The organism is Bradyrhizobium sp. MI1.4 (assembly GCF_055811315.1).
Map to the genome: position 1 here is coordinate 35,814 of NZ_JBVVPP010000015.1, position 17,814 is coordinate 53,627.

At 64.4% G+C, this 17,814-nt stretch carries 19 protein-coding genes; 9 read left to right on the forward strand and 10 right to left on the reverse strand.

Annotated features, from left to right (window positions below; all coding sequences use genetic code 11):
• Window positions 1–210: 210 nt before the first annotated feature.
• Window positions 211–609 (reverse strand): His-rich protein BRANT, encoded by a 399-nt coding sequence (locus AC0L23_RS18865; RefSeq protein ID WP_473357229.1) that lies wholly within the window; start codon window positions 607–609, stop codon window positions 211–213.
• 242 nt (window positions 610–851) lie between these two features.
• Between AC0L23_RS18865 and AC0L23_RS18870 the strand changes: the two genes are divergently transcribed.
• Window positions 852–1,394 (forward strand): tetratricopeptide repeat protein, encoded by a 543-nt coding sequence (locus tag AC0L23_RS18870; RefSeq protein WP_085351154.1) that lies wholly within the window; start codon window positions 852–854, stop codon window positions 1,392–1,394.
• Window positions 1,395–1,504: 110 nt separating this feature from the next.
• Window positions 1,505–2,893, forward strand: coding sequence for a serine hydrolase domain-containing protein (locus tag AC0L23_RS18875; protein WP_085396191.1), 1,389 nt, complete (start codon window positions 1,505–1,507; stop codon window positions 2,891–2,893).
• Here the strand turns inward: AC0L23_RS18875 and AC0L23_RS18880 are convergent.
• A complete protein-coding gene (locus AC0L23_RS18880) occupies window positions 2,880–4,445 on the reverse strand; it encodes a S10 family peptidase (protein ID WP_085396189.1) in 1,566 nt (521 codons plus the stop codon). The genes AC0L23_RS18875 and AC0L23_RS18880 overlap by 14 nt on opposite strands.
• Window positions 4,446–4,700: 255 nt before the next feature.
• Between AC0L23_RS18880 and AC0L23_RS18885 the strand changes: the two genes are divergently transcribed.
• From AC0L23_RS18885 to AC0L23_RS18895, 3 genes are all read left to right on the forward strand, one after another.
• Window positions 4,701–5,480: an NAD kinase gene (locus AC0L23_RS18885; RefSeq protein ID WP_085384999.1), complete on the forward strand. Its 780-nt coding sequence runs from the start codon at window positions 4,701–4,703 to the stop codon at window positions 5,478–5,480.
• A gap of 87 nt (window positions 5,481–5,567) precedes the next feature.
• Complete coding sequence (locus AC0L23_RS18890) at window positions 5,568–6,113, forward strand: response regulator (protein ID WP_007611745.1); 546 nt, start codon at window positions 5,568–5,570, stop codon at window positions 6,111–6,113.
• A 31-nt stretch (window positions 6,114–6,144) separates the two neighbouring features.
• Window positions 6,145–6,723, forward strand: coding sequence for an Hpt domain-containing protein (locus tag AC0L23_RS18895; protein ID WP_473357230.1), 579 nt, complete (start codon window positions 6,145–6,147; stop codon window positions 6,721–6,723).
• Between the two features lie 124 nt (window positions 6,724–6,847).
• Here the strand turns inward: AC0L23_RS18895 and AC0L23_RS18900 are convergent, their stop codons facing one another.
• The 4 genes from AC0L23_RS18900 to folE form a co-directional block, all read right to left on the reverse strand.
• Window positions 6,848–8,023, reverse strand: a complete 1,176-nt coding sequence (locus AC0L23_RS18900) for a DUF2336 domain-containing protein (protein WP_085385000.1) — start codon at window positions 8,021–8,023, stop codon at window positions 6,848–6,850.
• Window positions 8,024–8,227: 204 nt separating this feature from the next.
• Window positions 8,228–9,265: a lytic transglycosylase domain-containing protein gene (locus AC0L23_RS18905; RefSeq protein WP_473357231.1), complete on the reverse strand. Its 1,038-nt coding sequence runs from the start codon at window positions 9,263–9,265 to the stop codon at window positions 8,228–8,230.
• A gap of 131 nt (window positions 9,266–9,396) precedes the next feature.
• Entirely contained in the window at window positions 9,397–9,819 is a 423-nt protein-coding gene (gene hisI, locus AC0L23_RS18910) for a phosphoribosyl-AMP cyclohydrolase (protein WP_473357232.1), read from the reverse strand.
• Window positions 9,820–9,846: 27 nt separating this feature from the next.
• A complete protein-coding gene (folE, locus tag AC0L23_RS18915; protein ID WP_007602630.1) occupies window positions 9,847–10,539 on the reverse strand; it encodes a GTP cyclohydrolase I FolE in 693 nt (230 codons plus the stop codon).
• A 229-nt stretch (window positions 10,540–10,768) separates the two neighbouring features.
• Between folE and AC0L23_RS18920 the strand changes: the two genes are divergently transcribed.
• Window positions 10,769–11,224, forward strand: a complete 456-nt coding sequence (locus AC0L23_RS18920) for an iron-sulfur cluster assembly scaffold protein (RefSeq protein ID WP_007602629.1) — start codon at window positions 10,769–10,771, stop codon at window positions 11,222–11,224.
• A gap of 57 nt (window positions 11,225–11,281) precedes the next feature.
• Here AC0L23_RS18920 and AC0L23_RS18925 read toward each other — a convergent pair whose 3' ends face one another.
• Complete coding sequence (locus AC0L23_RS18925; protein WP_085385003.1) at window positions 11,282–12,181, reverse strand: COG3904 family protein; 900 nt, start codon at window positions 12,179–12,181, stop codon at window positions 11,282–11,284.
• Window positions 12,182–12,434: 253 nt separating this feature from the next.
• Here AC0L23_RS18925 and yidD point away from each other — a divergent pair, with 253 nt between their 5' ends.
• Both yidD and AC0L23_RS18935 read left to right on the forward strand, forming a co-directional pair.
• Window positions 12,435–12,773: a membrane protein insertion efficiency factor YidD gene (yidD, locus tag AC0L23_RS18930; RefSeq protein WP_085385004.1), complete on the forward strand. Its 339-nt coding sequence runs from the start codon at window positions 12,435–12,437 to the stop codon at window positions 12,771–12,773.
• 91 nt (window positions 12,774–12,864) lie between these two features.
• The gene (locus AC0L23_RS18935) at window positions 12,865–13,077 is read left to right on the forward strand and encodes a hypothetical protein (protein ID WP_026232939.1); all 213 of its coding nucleotides are present in this window, start codon (window positions 12,865–12,867) and stop codon (window positions 13,075–13,077) included.
• Here the strand turns inward: AC0L23_RS18935 and AC0L23_RS18940 are convergent, their stop codons facing one another.
• A complete protein-coding gene (locus tag AC0L23_RS18940; protein ID WP_085351145.1) occupies window positions 13,078–14,292 on the reverse strand; it encodes a hypothetical protein in 1,215 nt (404 codons plus the stop codon). It lies immediately after the preceding gene.
• A 2-nt stretch (window positions 14,293–14,294) separates the two neighbouring features.
• Window positions 14,295–15,662, reverse strand: a complete 1,368-nt coding sequence (locus AC0L23_RS18945) for an APC family permease (protein ID WP_085385005.1) — start codon at window positions 15,660–15,662, stop codon at window positions 14,295–14,297.
• A 330-nt stretch (window positions 15,663–15,992) separates the two neighbouring features.
• Here AC0L23_RS18945 and AC0L23_RS18950 point away from each other — a divergent pair, with 330 nt between their 5' ends.
• The gene (locus AC0L23_RS18950; protein WP_473357233.1) at window positions 15,993–17,327 is read left to right on the forward strand and encodes an alpha/beta hydrolase; all 1,335 of its coding nucleotides are present in this window, start codon (window positions 15,993–15,995) and stop codon (window positions 17,325–17,327) included.
• Window positions 17,328–17,395: 68 nt separating this feature from the next.
• Here AC0L23_RS18950 and AC0L23_RS18955 read toward each other — a convergent pair whose 3' ends face one another.
• The gene (locus AC0L23_RS18955) at window positions 17,396–17,785 is read right to left on the reverse strand and encodes a hypothetical protein (RefSeq protein ID WP_085385007.1); all 390 of its coding nucleotides are present in this window, start codon (window positions 17,783–17,785) and stop codon (window positions 17,396–17,398) included.
• Window positions 17,786–17,814 lie beyond the last annotated feature (29 nt).

The window sequence follows — 17,814 nt, forward strand, 5'->3', positions numbered from 1 at the left end:
ATCTACGACCCGCTACTGTGCATGGGGTTGTTTTCGAGGTTTTGTTTGCGGCCGCCAAATCTGGGACGTTGCTCGCGGGCTTCAGCATGGTCATACCGGCCCGCCGCCAGCACCTCGAGCTTTCGCGCAAGGCGTGACGAACGGGCCGGGCCTGAATTCCTCGCGCGGCGGCCGGGGCAATGCTAGGACGCCGCCGCGCAGGCTCAGTCGTTAGCTGCGCTTCTCCATCGTCGCCGGCTTGGTCACGTCCGGCTGCGTCTTCAGCGACTTCTTCGCTGACAGATGCTTGTGGTGGTGGCGATGCTTGCGCACGGTCTTGTGCTCGTCCGGTGTGACGGCGGCGTTGGCGTTCATCGCCTTCGACTTGGTGTCCACCTTGGCATCGGTCTTGACGTCCGAAGCCTTGACGTCCGAAGCCTTGACGTCCGAAGCCTTGACGTTGGCCTTGAGGCCGGCATCGGGTTTCGCGGCGGTGGTCGACACCTTGGTCTGGCTCTGGTCTGCCTTGATCACCGGCGTGGTCGTGGTGGTCTTGGCGGTCTCGGCTGCGAAGGCCGGGGCTGCGATCACGGAGGCTGCGAGCAAGGCTGCGGAAATGGTCTTCAACATGGTTGGTCTCCTCTTGGAAGGATCTTGAGGCGGGCGCCCTCTCGCCAACCCTTTGATCGTAGGTTGGAGCCTAGGAGGCTCGCACTGAACCCAATCTGAAGCCCACAGCAGGCTCCCGTTCATCTGGATGACAAGTTTGTCATCCGCCCTAGGCCAGGATGCCGGGAATGTTTTTGCCTGATGGGTGTTCCGGTCTTTGGGCAATCGTGTAGGATCGCCACGTTCCATACCGGAGAACTTATATGCGCAAACTCTCAATGCTTCTTGTGCCGGGACTTGTCGCCGTGTCGTTGGCAGCGGCGCCGGTGCTGACCAGCGCCTATGCCGCCGGCAGCGATGAGCCCTCCTCGCCACCGAAATCCGACACCTCGACCAAGAAGGGCAAGAAGAAGAGCTCCTCGGTCAGCGATCCGAAATTCCTTGCTGCCTATCGCACCGCCTACACCACGATCTATGACAATCACGACTACACCGGCGCGATCGGCCAGCTGAAGTCGCTCAAGCGCGACGACGTCGCCGACGTCGCCAATCTGATCGGCTACTCCTATCGCAAGCTCGGCGACTACCAGTCGTCGAAGGTCTATTACGAGCTCGCGCTGAAGGACGATCCGAACCACGTCCGCACCTGGCAGTATTATGGCCTCTGGCAGCTCGAGCAGGGCAACCGCGAGCAGGCGCAGTATCACCTGAACAAGCTCGCCTCGCTCGCCGGCACCGACAGCTCCGAATATCGCTCGCTCGCCGCCGCGCTCGACAAGCCGACCGGAGCGACCCTCGTCTATTAAGAACATCGCATCTCCGAATGGGACGAACGGGCACAACCTCAGGGTTGTGCCCGTTCTGCGTTCTCGGTTAGCCTCTCGCATCAAACACTCTCCTGGTAAATCGGTGCGCAATGGACAAGTGGCTGCGATCCGCGATCGACTACATCGGCTCCTGGATCGAATTCCAGCACACCACAATCCAGCAGCCGGGCGTCATGGTCGCCTTCGTCCATCGCGGCGAGGTGGTTGCCGAGCATGCGTTCGGCCTCGCCAATCTCGACACCGGCGAGAAGCTCACCCCGCGCCATCGCTTCCGCATCGCCTCGCACTCGAAGAGCTTCACCTCGGCCGGCGTCATGAAGCTGCGCGAGCAGCGCAAGCTCCGGCTCGACGATTCCATCGGCCAACATGTCGCCGGCCTGCATCCGCGCGTCGCCGAAACGACGATTGCGCAAGTGCTCTCGCACAGCGCGGGACTGACGCGCGACGGCGCCGATTCCGGCCAGTTCATCGACAGCCGTCCCTATCTCGACGCGAACGAGCTGCTCGCGGAATTGAAGCGGCCGACCGTAATCGAGCCGGGCACACGCTTCAAATATTCCAATCACGGCTTTGGGCTGATCGGTCTCGTCATCGAGGCCGTGACGAAGGAGCCCTACCCGGTCTGGATCAAGCGCGAGATCATCGAACCTGCGGGCCTGCGCGAGATCGAGCCGGACGCGCCGCTTCCCAAGGGCGCGTCGTTCGCGCGCGGCCACACTCGCAAGCTGCCGTACGGAGAGCGATGCGTGATCCCCGGCGACAATCCCGCGCACGCGATGGCCTCCGCCGCCGGCTTCATCGCGACCGCCGCCGATACCGCCCGCTTCTACGCGCAGCTCGCGCCCAATGCGAAAAAGAGCGTGCTATCGGTCGCAAGCCGCCGCGAGCTGACGCGAAACCATTGGCGCGTGCCGCAAAGCTTCGAGGCCTATTACGGCCTCGGCGTCAACGCCGGCAAAACCGACGGCTGGGATTGGTTGGGCCATGGCGGCGGCTTTCAAGGTTACATCTCCAGGACCTGCTCCATCCCCGCTTGCGAGCTCGCGATCAGCATCCTCAGCAACTCCATCGACGGCGCGGCCCCGTTCTGGATGGACGGCGCGATGCAGATCCTGCGCGTCTTCCAGTCCCGTGGTGCACCCGACCGCCGCGTGCGCGACTGGACCGGCCGTTGGTGGACGATCTGGGGCGCGAACGACCTCGTGCCGGTCGGCAACCGCGTGCTGGTCGCCAATCCCCAGTTCAACAACCCGTTCATGGACGCCGCCGAGATCGAGGTCACCGGCCGCGACACCGGCAAGCTCGCCTGGGCCGCCGGTTACTCCAGCCACGGCGAGCCGGTGCGCCGCGTCCGCGACAAGCGCGGCAAGGTCAGTGACGTCTGGATCGCGGGCGCCAATATCAAGCCTGCGGCCGTCGTAGCCCGCGAGATCGCGCGGCGATACAAGCCGCGCAAGCGACGGGCTACTCCCGAATGAGAGTCTCGACTTCGCTCCGAAGAGCCTGCCGCGAGCCGTCGCGCGAATAGAACATGTGGCCGCCGGGATAGACCACGAACTTGACCCGCTGCGTTGCGAAGGCCGGCAACTGGTCGAGCACCCGCTTCGATCCGAAATAGGGGGTGGCGAGATCGAACAGGCCGTGCGCGACCAGCACGTTCAGCTTCGCATCCGTGGCGAGGATCTGGCGCAGCTCGGAGACCGATTGCGGCGGATTGATGCCGCGGCCGAAATCCCAATGACCCTCGACGGCGCCGTTCAACACCTCGTAGGAGCCATCGGGCCGCCAGTTGAGCTTGTGTGTCAACAGGTCAACCGCCGCACTCGTCAGCGGCGCCTGCAGCGCATCGCCGGAGGGATCACCGAACCGCGAGCTGCTCGAATCCGGATAGGGATCAAGGCCGCGTACCGAGCCATCGTAGCGCCCCGTCACCTTGCCGTTCTTGCGGTCGAATTCGCGGCGGAATTCGCCGACGTCGAAGCGGCCGGCAAGCCGACGGCTCACCGCCTGGTCGATGCCGGTGAGCTCGGCGACCTTGTCGGCAAGACGATTGGTGGCCTCCTTGTCCGCCTCGCCCTTGACGAGGTCGGCCAGGAATTCGCCGCGCGCGTAAGCCTCGACGTCGGCGAGATCGGCGCGCTTGACCGGGCCTTTCGCCTCGCGCGCCACCGCCACATAGCTCGGCAGCGTCGCGACATATTGCAGGAGGCTGGTGCCGGTGAATTCGCGGAAGTCCAGGAGCGGCGACACCAGGATCAATCCCCTGACGCCGACGCCGTGCTGGAGCTGCAACTGGCGCACCACCTTCGGCCCGCGAATGCCGCCATAGCTTTCGCCGGCGACGTATTTCGGCGAGGTCAGCCGGTCGTGCTTCTCGAGCCAGCGGCGGATCACCAACGCGATCGAATTGACGTCGCCGTCGACGGAGTAGAACGATTTGCGCGCGTCATCGCCGGTCGCGACGAAGCGGCTGTAGCCGGTGCTGACGGGGTCGATGAAGACGAGATCGGTGAAATCGAGCCAGGTCTCCGCGTTCGGCTTCACCTCGGGCGAGGCGGACGGCGACAGCGCTTCGCCATCGAGCGGCAGCCGCCACGGCCCGGCCGCGCCGAACTGGAGCCATGCCGACGACGCACCGGGCCCGCCGTTGAACAGGAACGTCACGGGACGCGTCGCACGGTCTGCGCCGTCGAGCTCATAGGATGTATAGGCGATGTCGGCCACCGGCTCACCCTTGCCGTCGAACACGCGGATCGAACCAGCGGTCGCTGCGAAATTGAGGCTGCGGCCGGGAAGATCGAGTGTCTGCTTCGTGGTCGAATCCGACGGAAGACGGTGCGGCTCGGCGGATGGCGATGCATTCTGCGACGCGCTTTGTGCGCCGCCGCGCCCGCCCTTCTGTCCGGCTGGCGCTGCCGCCTCGGCGCGCGGCTGCGGCGGATCGTCGGCGCGCGCCAATCCTGCGAGCGCGAATGCCGATACCGCCAGCACCAGGGTCGCACGGCGGAGCACCGGCATATTCATATTCATGGTCGTTCTCCCTGCCCGGCGACGACCACCGGTGCGGACCGCAAGGCTAGCGCGGAATTGCGACGGTTTGGGGGATCATGGCTCCGGCGGCGCCTGAAGAGCCCGGTGGGGCACAAATCGACCCGGTTTCATCCTCAAATCGGAATGGGCAGTTGCCGGACTGCTGTGAAGGGTGGTCGTCCTCGACAATCGGGGTCGAGATCGTTAGACGAGCCCGGCGGAACTTTCTCGAGCCAGCGGCCCTGCCCGGAAGCCATGACCAAGCCAGCGCGATACGACCGGATCGCCTTCGTCGCCAGCCCCAGCAGCGAGGCGCAAGCCGCCTTCGGCCAGCTCACCAGGGACTTCGGCAATTGCAACCCGAAGGACGCCGACATCGTCGTCGCACTCGGCGGCGACGGGCTCATGCTCCAGACGCTGCATCAGCACATGCATACGGGCAAGCCGATCTACGGCATGCACCGCGGCACCGTCGGCTTCCTGATGAACGAGTACTCGACGGTCGATCTTCGAGCCCGCCTCGAGGCGGCGCAGGAATCCGAAATCCACCCCTTGCTGATGCGCGCGACCGACGCCAACGACCGCGTCCACTTGCATCACGCCATCAACGAGGTCGCCCTGTTCCGGCAGACCTACCAGGCCGCGCGCCTGCGGATCCTGATCGACGAGCGCGAGCGCATGTCCGAGCTGATCGCCGACGGCATCATGGTGGCAACGCCAGCCGGCTCGACCGCCTACAATCTGTCCGCCCAAGGACCGATCCTGCCGATCAACGCCGCGCTGCTGGCGCTGACGCCGATCAGCGCCTTCCGCCCACGACGCTGGCGCGGCGCGCTGCTGCCGAACACGGCTTATGTCGTGATTGAGGTGCTGGAGGGCGACAAGCGCCCCGTGGCGGCGGTCGCCGACCACGACGAGGTGCGCGATGTTCGCCGCGTCGAGGTGCTGTCCGACAAGACCATCTCGATGCGCATGCTGTTCGACCCCGGTCACAGCCTGGAAGAGCGCATTCTGCGCGAACAGTTCGGCTCCTGAGCCGCCCGCCGGACTGCCGATCGCAACCCTTCATTAACCCCCGGCGAGATATGGTTAACGAAAGTTGACCACTTCGGCCCGGGCTCCATGTTCCGCATCGATTTCAACAAGCTGCGTTTCCTCGTCTGCGACGACAATCCGCACATGCGCCGCATCCTGCGCACGCTGCTGCATTCCTTTGGCGCGCGTGAAGTCTACGAGGCCGAGGACGGCGCCACGGCGCTGGAAATGTACAGCCATTACGTGCCCGACATCGTCATCACCGACTGGGCGATGCCGATCTTCGATGGGCTCGAGCTGGCGCAGATGATCCGGCAGCCGGAATCCAAGGGCAATCCCTACGCGCCGATCATCATGCTGACCGGCCATTCCGAGAAGCGCCGCGTCACGGTGGCGCGCGATGCCGGCGTCACCGAATTTCTGGCCAAGCCGATCTCGGCCAAGGGGCTCTACCAGCGCATCCTCAACGTGGTCGCCAGTCCCCGCCCCTTCATCAAGACCAAGACCTATTTCGGCCCGGACCGCCGCCGCAACATCAACTCAGCCTATATGGGCCCCGAGCGCCGCGTCGGCGAAAAGCACGAGGTGCTGCAGCAGCCCTCGCTGCTCGACAAGGCCCGCTCCTCCATCTAGCGCAACGTCTCTCACGATCGAGGCCGATATCATGGCGAAGAACAGCGCAAGAGACATCGAGATCACGGCCTTCGCCACGCATCAAATCATCACGCAGCCCAACCCGCTGCGGTCGGTCCTGCGCCGCGTCGAAGACAAAGACATGGACGATCCGATCGGCCGCGCCGAACAGGCGCTCGCGGGCCTTGCTGGCGAGTTCAAGGACTGGATGGCGACCGAGATCAACCGGCTGTCGGCCGCCTACGTCGCCATCCGGCACGACGGCTTCAGCAAGGACAGGCGCGACGAGTTGTTTCGCGCCGCGCATGACATCAAGGGCGATGCCGCGACTTTCGGCTATCCGGCGGCGGCGGGCATAGCCGAGAGCCTGTGCCGCGTCATCGAACACGCGCCCGATCTCGAAAAGGTACCGGCCGAGCTGTTCACGCACCACATCAACGCCATCCTTGCCATCGTGCACGAGAACACCAAGCTCGACAGCATCAGCGTCTCCGCCGAACTCAGCCGGCGCCTGCGCAAGGTCGCCGACGACTATCTCGCCGACGCCAACCGCGATCGCCCCGAGCATCTCGAGGTGATCCTGGCACCGAGCATCGCGCCGGCGGGGTAGCTTCGCCGTTCGCGAGGTGTTGTAGGGTGGGCAAAGCGAAGCGTTGCCCACCAATCGACATGAATTGTGCGGAGAGACGGTGGGCACGGCGCAATGCGCCTTTGCCCCGCCCTACAGCGTCTCGTTACGCAGCAATCAGATCGTCATACACCGGATCAACCGTCTCCTCCGCGACCAGCTCGTCGCAGAACAGCCTTGCCTCTTCGCGCGCGGATTCGGTGGCGAAGCGGCGCAGCAGGACCATCAGCGGCTCGGTCGCGCCGCGGTCGGTCTCGCAATGAGTGAGTACGCGCTCGACCATGCGGCGGCGCAGCCTCGCTGCATTGTCGTCGCTGTCGACGAAGCCCTGCTCGTGGCAGGCATCGAGCGCGACCTGGAAGGCTGCAAACGTCGCCTCGGGAAGCCCGGCGCGGCGGAGCAGCGCGTGCAGGCTGTTGCCGCCGCGATCGTGCAGCAGCGCGGACACGCGCGCCAGCGGCAGCTCGGCGAGCTCAGCCAGCGCCGCATCGAACAGGTCGAGATTGCTCGACAGCAGCGCGCGCAGAATGAGACCCGCGGTGAGCTGGCCGGTGATGCGCAGGTGCCGAACAAGTCCTTCCATGTCTTCGCCGCGGGAGCGCGCCGCAATGTTCATGGTGGAGCGGTCGCGCGCCTCGGTCGCGATGCGCTCGGCGCGGTCGGCACTCAGCCAGTTCCGGGCCACGACGAATTGAGCCAGCGTCTCTGAGAGTTTGGCCACCAGCGCGGCGCGCGTTGCGGACGGCAGATCCTCCAGCACCAGCATCGCCTCGCGGATCGCGGCAAGATGGCCGTGACGCTCGACGATGCGATCCCAGGAGAACGGCGCAAGCTCTGCATGAGGATTTTCGATCAGCTCGAGCGCTGCCGCCGCGCAGCCGACTTCGGCAATGGCGGCGCAGACCGATACCGGCAGCGCGATGCGGCGCGCGACCGCGCACTGCACCTCGTCGCTGCCGGTCGCGACGATGTCGACGAGATCGGCGTCGATCAGCAGCGGAGAATGTTCGAGCACGGGCAGCGCGACGGTCGGCTGGTCCGCCGACAGCGCCCGCACGATCGACGCCGGCGCTTCGGTACTGCGCGCGAACGCCTCGGCCATCGCCTGCCGCACCAGCGGCGAGGGATCGTCGAGCAGCATCAGAAGCGCGCCTTCAGCGGCAATACGGTCGTCATGGGAAAGGTCTGAGATCAACCAGGCCCGGGCCAGTGCCCGCGTCGCCTCGGCCCGCTCGCCGGCGGGCGCCGTCCTGATCCAATTGATGAACTGCCGAACGATCATGGTGCTTCCGGCTTACGCAACGAAGACGAAGCGGTGACGGCTTGTCACCTGCAACACAAAATAAACCACGACGCTTAACAAAGCGTTCACCATAACTGGCTGGTTTTATTGACGTTTTGTTAAGGGAACAAAGGCGGCCGGTTCACGTCTGGCCCTGCGCAGCAGCGTTCACGCTGCGACGTGTCCGAGATACGGGAGTGCGTATTAGCTTGAGAACGTGCCGCTGCGATCGCTGAAGAGATCAAGCGGCTGGGGCGGCCGGAGGTCGGGCGTTGCCGATGGGACCGAGGTCGCGGGTGCGACCGAGGTGAGCGAGGCATTGTTGCCCCACAATTTCTGCACGGTCGTCGAGACCGGCTGGGTGGTGTCGCCGGGCTGATAGATCGAGCGAAACACCGGCGTGATTGGCGCATTGTCCGCGATCGTCGTTGGCGCTGTCGCGCTGACCGGCATCACCGCGCGTGTGTTCGGAAAGGTCTGGAGATACGCGGCATTGTCGATCAGCGGCGCGGCAGGCTGTACGCCGTTGGCGCTCGCGACCTGCGTGGTCGACGGCGTGCCGCCATACATCGCCATCGCGCTGCGGGTGGTTTTCGAATTTGCCGCGCCGGCGTAGCGTGCATCCAGCACGGAATAGACCTCGGAGATGCTGCGCGCGCGGCCGTCCTTGGCGTAGAAGATCGAGCGATTGGCGGACGCCGCGTTAGGAAACAACCGCGCGCCAACCGCTTGCGGATTGTCCTCGGCATTGGCGATCAGTTTCGCGGCGCCGCCGACGCCCATGAAATGCGCCATGTAGAGTTCGCTGTCGGACGGCCTGCGGCCGAGCAGGCCGGTGAGCTTGAAGCTGTTCGACTGCGTCAGCGCAGCCGCCATGCTGGAGGCGGCCTCCGGATCGTCGCGCAGCTTCATGATCGACCGCTTCATCGCGGCATCATCGACGGTGTAGGTGCCCGACGACGTCCTGGTGATGGCGTCCGAATAGTTGCCATAGCCGAGCTGGGTGCCCGCTTCCTTCACCGTGCCAAGCCAGGTCTGGTCGATGAACTGGTAGAGCCCGTGCGCGGATGACGTAGTCGCCCCCGCCGTGGGATCGAAATCCGATTCCATCTTGGCGGTGGTCAGCATGTACTGGAAGCTGACGCCACCTACGTTCGAGGCCTGCTTGATCGCACTGGCGACGCGTGCCCGCGACGGATCAAGGACCGCCGCCTGTGAGACACTGGAATTGTCGACCGACATGATGAAGTGCCCGCCCGCATGGCGTTGAGGCGCGCCGGCAATTCGACGCCCTGTCGTCTCACCGTGGGACAGATATGGTTAATGCGGGGTAAATTCGGGCCGCCAGCGCCGCCCTCCGCATGACGGCAGGACTACTTCTTGTACACCGCGTCCGGATCGAACAGCCTGTCCGCATCGACAAAGACGAGCCTGGCGCCGCCGTCTTCGGCCTCGACCTTGCGGTAGAAGCAGGACCGGCGGCCGGTGTGACACGCAGCGCCGATCTGCTCGACGCGCAGCCAGACCGCATCCTGATCGCAATCGGTGCGGATCTCGAGCACGCGCTGGGTCTGACCTGAGGTCTCACCTTTTCGCCACAAGGCATTGCGCGAGCGGCTGAAGTACCAGGCTTCGCCGGTCGCGATGGTCTTGCGCAGCGCCTCGTCATTCATGTGCGCGACCATCAGCACGTCGCCGGTGGCAAATTCGGTCGCGACGACCGTGACGAGCCCGACCGCATCGAATCTCGGAAGGAAGGCGAGACCTTCCTCGGTTTCATGGGAGTGAGCGGACACAACGCCCTCGCCGGTCTATTCGCGAGGTCAGCGCTGCAGGCCTCGCACCAGGGACAGAAAACGAGCCTGTTCCGCCGGATTGTCGCGGAACATGCCGGTGAAGCGGCTGGTGAAGGTGGAGGCACCATGCTTGGCGACGCCGCGCACCGACATGCAGGTATGCTCGGCCTCGATCAGCACGGCAACGCCGCGCGGCTTGAGGATCTCGTCGATCGCCGCCGCGATCTGCGCGGTCATGTGCTCCTGGGTCTGGAGCCGGCGGGCGAAGATGTCGGTGAGGCGCGCAAGCTTCGACAGGCCGACCACGCGTTCCACCGGCGTATAGGCGATGTGCGCCTTGCCGTAGAACGGCATCATGTGATGCTCGCATTGCGAGGTGAACTCGATGTCACGCACAAGGACGAAGTCGTCATAGCCGGCGGTCTCGCCGAAGGTGCGATCGAGCACCTCGGCCGGACACTGGTGGTAGCCCTGATAGAGTTCGTCGAAAGCCTCGACCACGCGGCGCGGCGTGTCGAGCAGTCCCTCGCGGTTGGTATTCTCGCCGATATAGGCGAGCAGTGTCTTCACCGCCTGCTCGGCCTCGGCGCGCGCCGGGCGCGGCTGGTCGGCGCGGACGGCGGCGGCGAGGAATTCGGAAGGATCAAGCTCCGCCGGACGGCTCTCGGGCTGCCGATCGGAGGGCTTGTTGGGGCGGATGGATTTGATGGTAGCGTCCATGTCGACTCCGTTCGACGGCCTTGCGGCCGGAGTGTCACCGGCAGACGGGGCGGCGAACCGCCGGACGCCTGAGAGAACAGTTTCGGCGAAAAGTCTGCAAGCCGTAACGCCGGCAGCAGGGTTCTGGATCACACCACTGCTGCAGCGCTGGACTGTTTTTCGCCAGTTCCGACCCTATATAAGGCTGTGGACGGCGCACGCCAAGGCCGGTCCTGCTGGACTCCATCACATGCTGAACGACATTTATAACAAGCGGATCATCGAACTGGCCGGGAATATTCCGCGGCTCGGGCGGTTGCCGGATCCCGATGCCACTGCCACCGCCCATTCCAAGCTGTGCGGGTCGACGGTCAAGGTCGACCTCAAGATGGAGGGCGAGAAGGTCACTGACTTCGCCCATGACGTGAAGGCCTGCGCGCTGGGACAAGCTTCTTCCTCCATCATGGCAAGTCAGATCGTCGGATCGACTGCGAGCGAACTCCGTGAGTTACGCGAAACTGTTCGCAAGATGCTGAAGGAGAACGGCGCGCCTCCTGAAGGCAAATGGGAAGAGATCAAGTTCCTCGAGCCGGTCCGCGACTACAAGGCGCGCCACGCCTCGACGCTCCTGACCTTCGATGCCGTGGTCGATGCCATCGGCCAGATCGAGGCGAAGGCGAAGCAGCCGGCTGCGGCGCAAGGCTGATTCCGGAGGCTGATCCGGGCTCGTCGCTCGACCCGGAAATAGATCAGAGATTCGAGGCTATTTCTGCGACGCCGCAACCGGCGTGGCCACGCCGCCCGTGGGCACTAGGGCTTCCGCCGTCTTGGTCGACTTCGCAGGCTGCTCCGGTTCCGCACCGAACCTCGCCTGGGTCTTCGGTGCAAGCTCCGCCATTGCCGGCGCGGAGATGTCGACATGCGGCAGCACGTCGGCCACGAGATCCGTCGTCACGAGATTGGTCAGCTTGAGCTCGCCTGCATCGAGCTGATGCAGATCTTCCCAGGGCGGGACGCTGAGCGCGAGCGACAGCAGATCGCCGGCACCGCCCATGTCGAACGTGTATTTGGCAAGCCGGCCGATGTCGCGCTCCACGATCATCAGGTCCTGCGCGCTGTAGCTCGCCGCCTTGGCATCGTCGGCGCGATCGCCCATCCAGATCTGGTGAACCCGGACATGGGCCGCTTCCGGCACGTAGCGCTTCTTGCCCGCCAACAGCAGGAACACGCACATGGATTCGCAATAGGCCTCCGGCGCGACTGCCGGACGGGCCGACTGCCCGCCGCGGTTCTGAACGCTAACGCCGACCGTGGTCAGAAGTCCGAGATTGCGGAAGCGCCGGCCGAGCGTGATCGCGTCGTTGACGGAACCGCCGCTGGAATCCAGCACCACGGTGGCGCCGCCGAGCTGGCGCCCGCGGGAAAACTCTTCGAAGTCCCGGGGCGTATCGGCGGTGATGATGCCGACTGCACTGACCCAACCGCGGCAATTCGGCTCGCAGGCGACCCAATTGAACTTCATCGGCAGCTTGCGCTCTTCGAGGGCAGCACCGGCCCGGGCAGACGACCCGAGCGTCGCGACGGCGCCAGCCAGCACGACTCCACAAGCAGCGGTTCCCACCAGCAACCAGCCGCGAAGATTGAGTGCCTTCAGAAGTTTCAAACTGGTCCCTTCCCCAAGTCCCAAGCTTTAGCCCAAGCCTTACGGCGAGCCGACTCAGCCAAGCCCCGTTCCGACATTCCAATGAGTCTCACATGGACGTCACAAAAATGGTATCCGGGGGAATACAGCTCGTCCATAGGCATTTGCTGCACTGCTCCCAAAAAGCACGCAAAATATGACGTACAAACAACAGCTTACAGTTCCCTGCACCGGAACCGCGCAAAACCTCGCCCACGATCTCAGCAAAGCGCCCATGAAGCAATCAGCCCGCGAGCCCTGTTCCAATCCCGTCGCGGGCGCGCTCCGGCTTCCACGCAGATTCGCCCGCGCGCTGATCTGGCTCTACCGCCACACGCTCTCGCCGCTGGTTGGCTACAATTGCCGGCACGTGCCGACCTGCTCCACCTATGGCGACGAGGCAATCGAACGGTTCGGGCTGTGGGCCGGCGGCTGGATGACGCTCGCACGCCTGCTCCGTTGCAACCCTTTCGGCACCTCGGGCATCGACAACGTGCCCCTCACCGCACCACAGGGCGCGCGCTGGTACTTGCCTTGGCGCTACGGCCGCTGGCGCGGCGTCAACGCATCCTGAGCATGATGCGGCGCCTCAGGTGTCGCTACCTTGAGTGGAACCGAAACTCTCTCCTCGCGTTGCTGTGATGCTCCCGCGGGAGGAAACAACAATGCGCTGGAAAATCAGCCCTCATTTTCACGTCAGACTTGGACCGGATTCCCGGGGTGGTTCGCGAGGCCACGATCCCAGAACCCTCGACATGCTCGCCATCATCGCCCTGCTGCTGCTCGTGGTCGGCTCCGGCTGGTATCTGGAGACGAGTCTTGCCACGCCGCCTAGCACGACGGCATTCATCGTGCCGAGCCAGAGCGTGCACTGGTAATTAGCGGGACCAGAAAAAGCGTCCGGGTGGCGGCGGGACCGGCTCAGGCGGACGTGGCCGCTTCGGACGCAGCGGTTTCGGCGACGGCTCGGCGGACGAGGTGGTCTCCGCCCCCGGCGCCGTCTCGCTTCCCGGCACCTTCACCGCCAGCAGCAAGTTCGACTCGTGCATCCGCCAGCGGTAGCCGACGCCGAAATCGATCGGCTGGGCGCGCGTGAACAGCGCGGCGTAGCGTTCCTGGTAGCGGCCGGGGAATTCGCCGATCGGTCCGAGATAGCGGCCGAACGGGAAGAACCGCCATTGCCGCGAATTGTAGCTCGAAAGCGGAATGCCGGAATCGTCCTGGACGATGGTCGCGCTGTTGGCGAGCAACCAGTCGCGCGCCACGGTGAAATTGCCGGAGTGCAGCAGATAGGACGCACTCTTGATCAGGCTGTTGCCGGGTCCGAGCGTCTCGCAGAACTTCAGGAATCCTGCCGCGCGTGCACCTGAATTGGAGAGATCGGTCGAGAAATAATACAGCGTGCGCGCCTCGCCGTCGGGGCCCGCAAAGGTGATGCGGGCGCCGCGCGTCGCGTTCGGTCCTGGATTGTCGTTGCCGACATGCACGCCGCCCCTGTCGTCGAGTGCGACCATCTCGACATTGCGGATGATCTTGCCGGAGCGGACGAGGAAGACGTAGAGGATCGGCAAGGTGCCGTTGACCTGGTTGGTGTGCAGGTCGACCTTCATTTGCTTGGTGATGAAGAAGGAAAAACTCAGGATCGAGCCGAGCGAGCGCTCGACATTATAGAGCGCGGCGCCGACCGAACTGCGCGGCAATCGCGTCAGGTCAGCCACTGCACCGACCGGCTCCAGCGCGCCAAGCACGTAAGTGCTGGCCTTGGGATAGAAGGCGTTGGCGTAGAGGAAGTCGGGGCCGCTGAACCAATAAAACATGGTCGGCTTGGTCGCCGCCAAATTGACGTCGGCCCAGTTGCGGATCTTCGCGAGCTGGCGCTCCTCGAGCTGGGCGAAGGCACTGTCGAAGAATCTCGCGTGGCGTTGCCAACCCGAGTCCTTTGTGAGCGGCACCAGCGGCGAATCCGCCGAAGGCTGCATGCCCGCGAGGAAGCGCGCGGTGTCGTCGAAGGTTGCCTCGGCAGCACGTGCGGACGAGACGGCCGCAGCCAGCAAGGCGAGAGCCACGGCCGCAATTCTCATGGGTCGAAACATGTCTATTCGCGATTGTGTGACGTGCCAGCGGCGACCGGCCGCCTGCGGAAAACAGCATAAATCAACAGGCCCGAGACCATGACGAGCATCCCCGATAGCGATTGCACCGGCCGCTCAGTCAATAAATAGTACATCATGAACGCGGTCACGAGCAGGAACACGAGCGGCGTGAACGGGTATCCCCAGGCAAGATAGGGCCGCGGCAAATCGGGATCCGTGATGCGCAGCTTGATCACGCCGGCGACCGTGAAGAACGAGCAGAACAGCAGCGCGAACTGGATGAAGTCGAGCACGGCCTCGAAGCTGCGCGTGAACAGCAGCAAATTGGCGACGGCGAGCTGAAACAGGATGGCATAGGCCGGCGCGCCGCGCACCGATCTCCGCGAGAACACGCGCAGCGCCGGAATATCCTCCCCCATCGTCATCATCACGCGCGGGCCGATCCACATCATCGCGCTGATCGAGGAGATCAGGCCGAAACAGATCATCGCGCCGACGATCCGGCCGCCGAGATTGCCGAAGATCGCGCTGCCGGCGACGCTGGCGACGTCGAGCTGACCCGCGAGCGCGCCCACCGGCGTAGAATGGAGAAACACCGCATTCAGCGCGACGTACAGCACGAGCACGATCAGCGTGCCCGCGAGCAGCGCACGCGGCAGGTCCCGCTGCGGCATGTTCATCTCGCCGATGATGTAGGTCGCGGCATTCCAGCCCGAGAACGAATACATCACGAATACGAGCCCGATCGCGAAAGGCGCGCTGACGATATGCACGAGATCACCCGCCTGCGGCGTGAAGGCGATCGGCTGCGGCACGCCGACGATGAAGCCGGCGACCAGGAAGGCAACGATCAGCACGACCTTCAGGATGGTCGAGATCAACTGGAAGGTCGAGGAATGCCTGACCCCGGTCAGTTGCACGAGCGAGACCAGCCACACCACGGCGATGGCAAGCGGGATCGGCGGCACATCGGGGACCACCGATTTGGCGTATTCGCCAAAGGCCATCGCGGCGAGCGCGACGGGTGCTGCAAAGCCAACCGTCGCCGACACCCAGCCGGCGAGAAAGCCGAAGGCGGGATGATAGGCTCGGCCGAGGAAATTGTATTCGCCGCTCGAGCGCGGAAACATGGCGCCGAGCTCGCTGTAGGAGAACACCCCGCACAGCGCGACGATGCCGCCGACCGTCCAAAGCAAGAGGATCGAGAAGCCCGAGGGAATGTCCTTGACCTGGAAGCCGAGGCTGGTGAAGACGCCGACCCCGATCATGTCGGCCACGACGATGGCGGTTGCGACCAGAACGGAGACCCCCGACCCGCTTCCGGTCAGCCGGCCGGTCCAGGGTGCAGTACCCGCATCTGATGCCGTCATCGCCGTCCTCAACCTCAGGCGTCACGTCTCGTGGGAAGCATCGTGCAGCTCGGTCCAGTCAATTCAAGCAGGGTTAACAAGGGTTAAATGAGGCGGGGCCGAATCGGTACTGCAGCACCATCAATGCACGATGCGGGCAATAAAGCGTCGTAAACACCGGGACATCCCGTCTCCCTCCCCCCACAATCACGACACGATTGCGTGGTCCCTTTGAGCGTTCCGGATGTGGGGAAGTTTCTCCGGACACTTAACGTCGCCTAAACGCCCATCGGCTCAATTGCCTTAATGATTGCCGATGGACTTGTGGTCATGACTTGGGGTCATGGGTGAATGGTCGGGGCCGTTCCGAAGCCGAGAGCTGACATCCGCGCTGACCGGACCACGTCCGGCGCACGCGGTCGTGCGCTTCGGACCGCTCTGATCTCAGCCTTGGTGCCGTTGTCGCTGACACTGGTTCAATGCGGCAAGGCGCCCAATCCGGCAGCGCTCGCGGCGAACTCGCAGGCCAACGTCCAAGCCAACGTCCAGGTCGTTGCGAAGACAAACCAGCAAGTCGCAAGCAACGACCACACGTTCGAGGATCGATTCCCGGCCCCCCAGTTCAGGGAGCGCTTCCCATCCGCGAGCGAGGGTTTTCTGCAACGGCAGATGTCCGACTTCTCACCCAAGCGCGCCGTGCAGCCGCAGCCGGAGCAGGCGCCTTACAAGGTTGCTTCGCTCGCGCCGCAGGCCCCCTACCAGCGTCCGCCACGCGAGGACCTGACGACGCTCGTCAGCATGAAATCGTCAGCCTTCCCCTATTTCGGCAACAACCCTGCCTCCGACGCGCCATTCCTCAACATCTCCAAGGGCGACCGCCGCGGCCACCGCAGCTATTCCGGGCGCGTGTTCTGGCAGGACGAGACTTACAACGATAACCGCGTCCTGATGCACGTGCCCGAACATTTCGACGTGCGGAAGCCAGGCGTGATCGTGGTGTTCTTCCACGGCAATGGCGCGACGCTGGAGCGCGACGTGCGCGACCGCCAGCTGGTGCCGCAACAGATCACTGATTCCGGCGCCAACGCCATCCTGCTCGCACCGCAGATGGCAGTCGATGCCGCCGATTCCAGCGCAGGAAAATTCTGGCAGGCTGGCGGCCTCAAGCGCTTCATCGACGAGTCGGCGAACCATCTCGCCCGCCTCACCGGCGATCCCAACAGCGCCCGCGCCTTCGCCAACATGCCGATCGTGGTCGTCGGCTACAGCGGCGGCTTCCTGCCGACGGCCTGGAGCCTCGAGGTTGGTGGCATCAGTGACCGTGTCCGCGGCGTCGTGTTGCTCGACGCCGTCTATGGCGAGATGGACAAGTTCGCCTCATGGATCGAGAGCCACCGCTCCGGCTTCTTCGTCAGCTCCTACACCCGCTACACCGCGCGGCGCGACCGCGAACTGATGAGCACGCTGCGGCAGAAAGGCATAACCGTCTCCGAAGACATGGACGGCCCCTTGCGTCCGGGCAGCGTGGTGTTCGTCGAAACCGGGGACGGCATCACGCATCGTGACTATGTGACGCGAGCGTGGGCGCGGGACCCGCTCAAGGACGTCCTCGTGAAGATGTCGGCGACGCCATCACTCGCGCTCACGCGCGTGGCCTCCACCAATCCATCCCCGTCGAGCCGGTAAGCCCGCGATATTGCGCCGTCGGTATTTTGGCTAGGTGGGCCTGTAACTGTCGCAGGCCCTGATCTGCCTCAGGTCTTTGGCAGCTTCGGAATGCTTTCGGCAAAGCCGTTGAAGCAGGCCAGCCGCTCGTCCTCTTCCTTGAAGAAACGGCAATCGGCGTAGCCCTTGGCCTTGGCCGGCTTCGGCTTTGGCGTCGGCGGGATCACGGCGTCGTAGCAATTGAGCCGGTCCTTGGTGCCGTCATCGAGTTCCAGGCAAGCCTGCAGCCGCGCCGCGATGGATTGTGGCTTGCCCTTCGGCGCGGCAGCCGGCTTGGCCGCAGCCTCCTTGGTGCCCGCCTTGGTCCCTTTGGGCTTGACCTGCACCAACGGCTTGTCTCCGATCATTGGTGGCTTGTCGGCTTGCGCGAAAGCGGAAGCTGAATAGAGCACCGCGGCAACCGCCAGAATCATCCTCATCTCAGTCAACCCTCTTTGGTCCCCATGAC

Excerpts from the sequence above, each read along its gene's own strand:
- AC0L23_RS18890 (WP_007611745.1), top strand. The coding sequence starts at position 5,568 with ATGTTCCGCATCGATTTCAACAAGCTGCGTTTCCTCGTCTGCGACGAC.
- AC0L23_RS18920 (WP_007602629.1), top strand. The coding sequence starts at position 10,769 with ATGCTGAACGACATTTATAACAAGCGGATCATCGAACTGGCCGGGAAT.
- AC0L23_RS18870 (WP_085351154.1), top strand. The coding sequence starts at position 852 with ATGCGCAAACTCTCAATGCTTCTTGTGCCGGGACTTGTCGCCGTGTCG.
- AC0L23_RS18950 (WP_473357233.1), top strand. The coding sequence starts at position 15,993 with ATGGTCGGGGCCGTTCCGAAGCCGAGAGCTGACATCCGCGCTGACCGG.
- AC0L23_RS18885 (WP_085384999.1), top strand. The coding sequence starts at position 4,701 with ATGACCAAGCCAGCGCGATACGACCGGATCGCCTTCGTCGCCAGCCCC.
- AC0L23_RS18895 (WP_473357230.1), top strand. The coding sequence starts at position 6,145 with ATGGCGAAGAACAGCGCAAGAGACATCGAGATCACGGCCTTCGCCACG.
- AC0L23_RS18900 (WP_085385000.1), bottom strand. The coding sequence starts at position 8,023 with ATGATCGTTCGGCAGTTCATCAATTGGATCAGGACGGCGCCCGCCGGC.
- yidD (WP_085385004.1), top strand. The coding sequence starts at position 12,435 with ATGAAGCAATCAGCCCGCGAGCCCTGTTCCAATCCCGTCGCGGGCGCG.
- AC0L23_RS18945 (WP_085385005.1), bottom strand. The coding sequence starts at position 15,662 with ATGACGGCATCAGATGCGGGTACTGCACCCTGGACCGGCCGGCTGACC.
- AC0L23_RS18905 (WP_473357231.1), bottom strand. The coding sequence starts at position 9,265 with ATGTCGGTCGACAATTCCAGTGTCTCACAGGCGGCGGTCCTTGATCCG.
- AC0L23_RS18940 (WP_085351145.1), bottom strand. The coding sequence starts at position 14,292 with ATGTTTCGACCCATGAGAATTGCGGCCGTGGCTCTCGCCTTGCTGGCT.
- AC0L23_RS18865 (WP_473357229.1), bottom strand. The coding sequence starts at position 609 with ATGTTGAAGACCATTTCCGCAGCCTTGCTCGCAGCCTCCGTGATCGCA.
- AC0L23_RS18880 (WP_085396189.1), bottom strand. The coding sequence starts at position 4,445 with ATGAATATGAATATGCCGGTGCTCCGCCGTGCGACCCTGGTGCTGGCG.
- AC0L23_RS18935 (WP_026232939.1), top strand. The coding sequence starts at position 12,865 with ATGCGCTGGAAAATCAGCCCTCATTTTCACGTCAGACTTGGACCGGAT.
- AC0L23_RS18875 (WP_085396191.1), top strand. The coding sequence starts at position 1,505 with ATGGACAAGTGGCTGCGATCCGCGATCGACTACATCGGCTCCTGGATC.
- AC0L23_RS18955 (WP_085385007.1), bottom strand. The coding sequence starts at position 17,785 with ATGAGGATGATTCTGGCGGTTGCCGCGGTGCTCTATTCAGCTTCCGCT.
- folE (WP_007602630.1), bottom strand. The coding sequence starts at position 10,539 with ATGGACGCTACCATCAAATCCATCCGCCCCAACAAGCCCTCCGATCGG.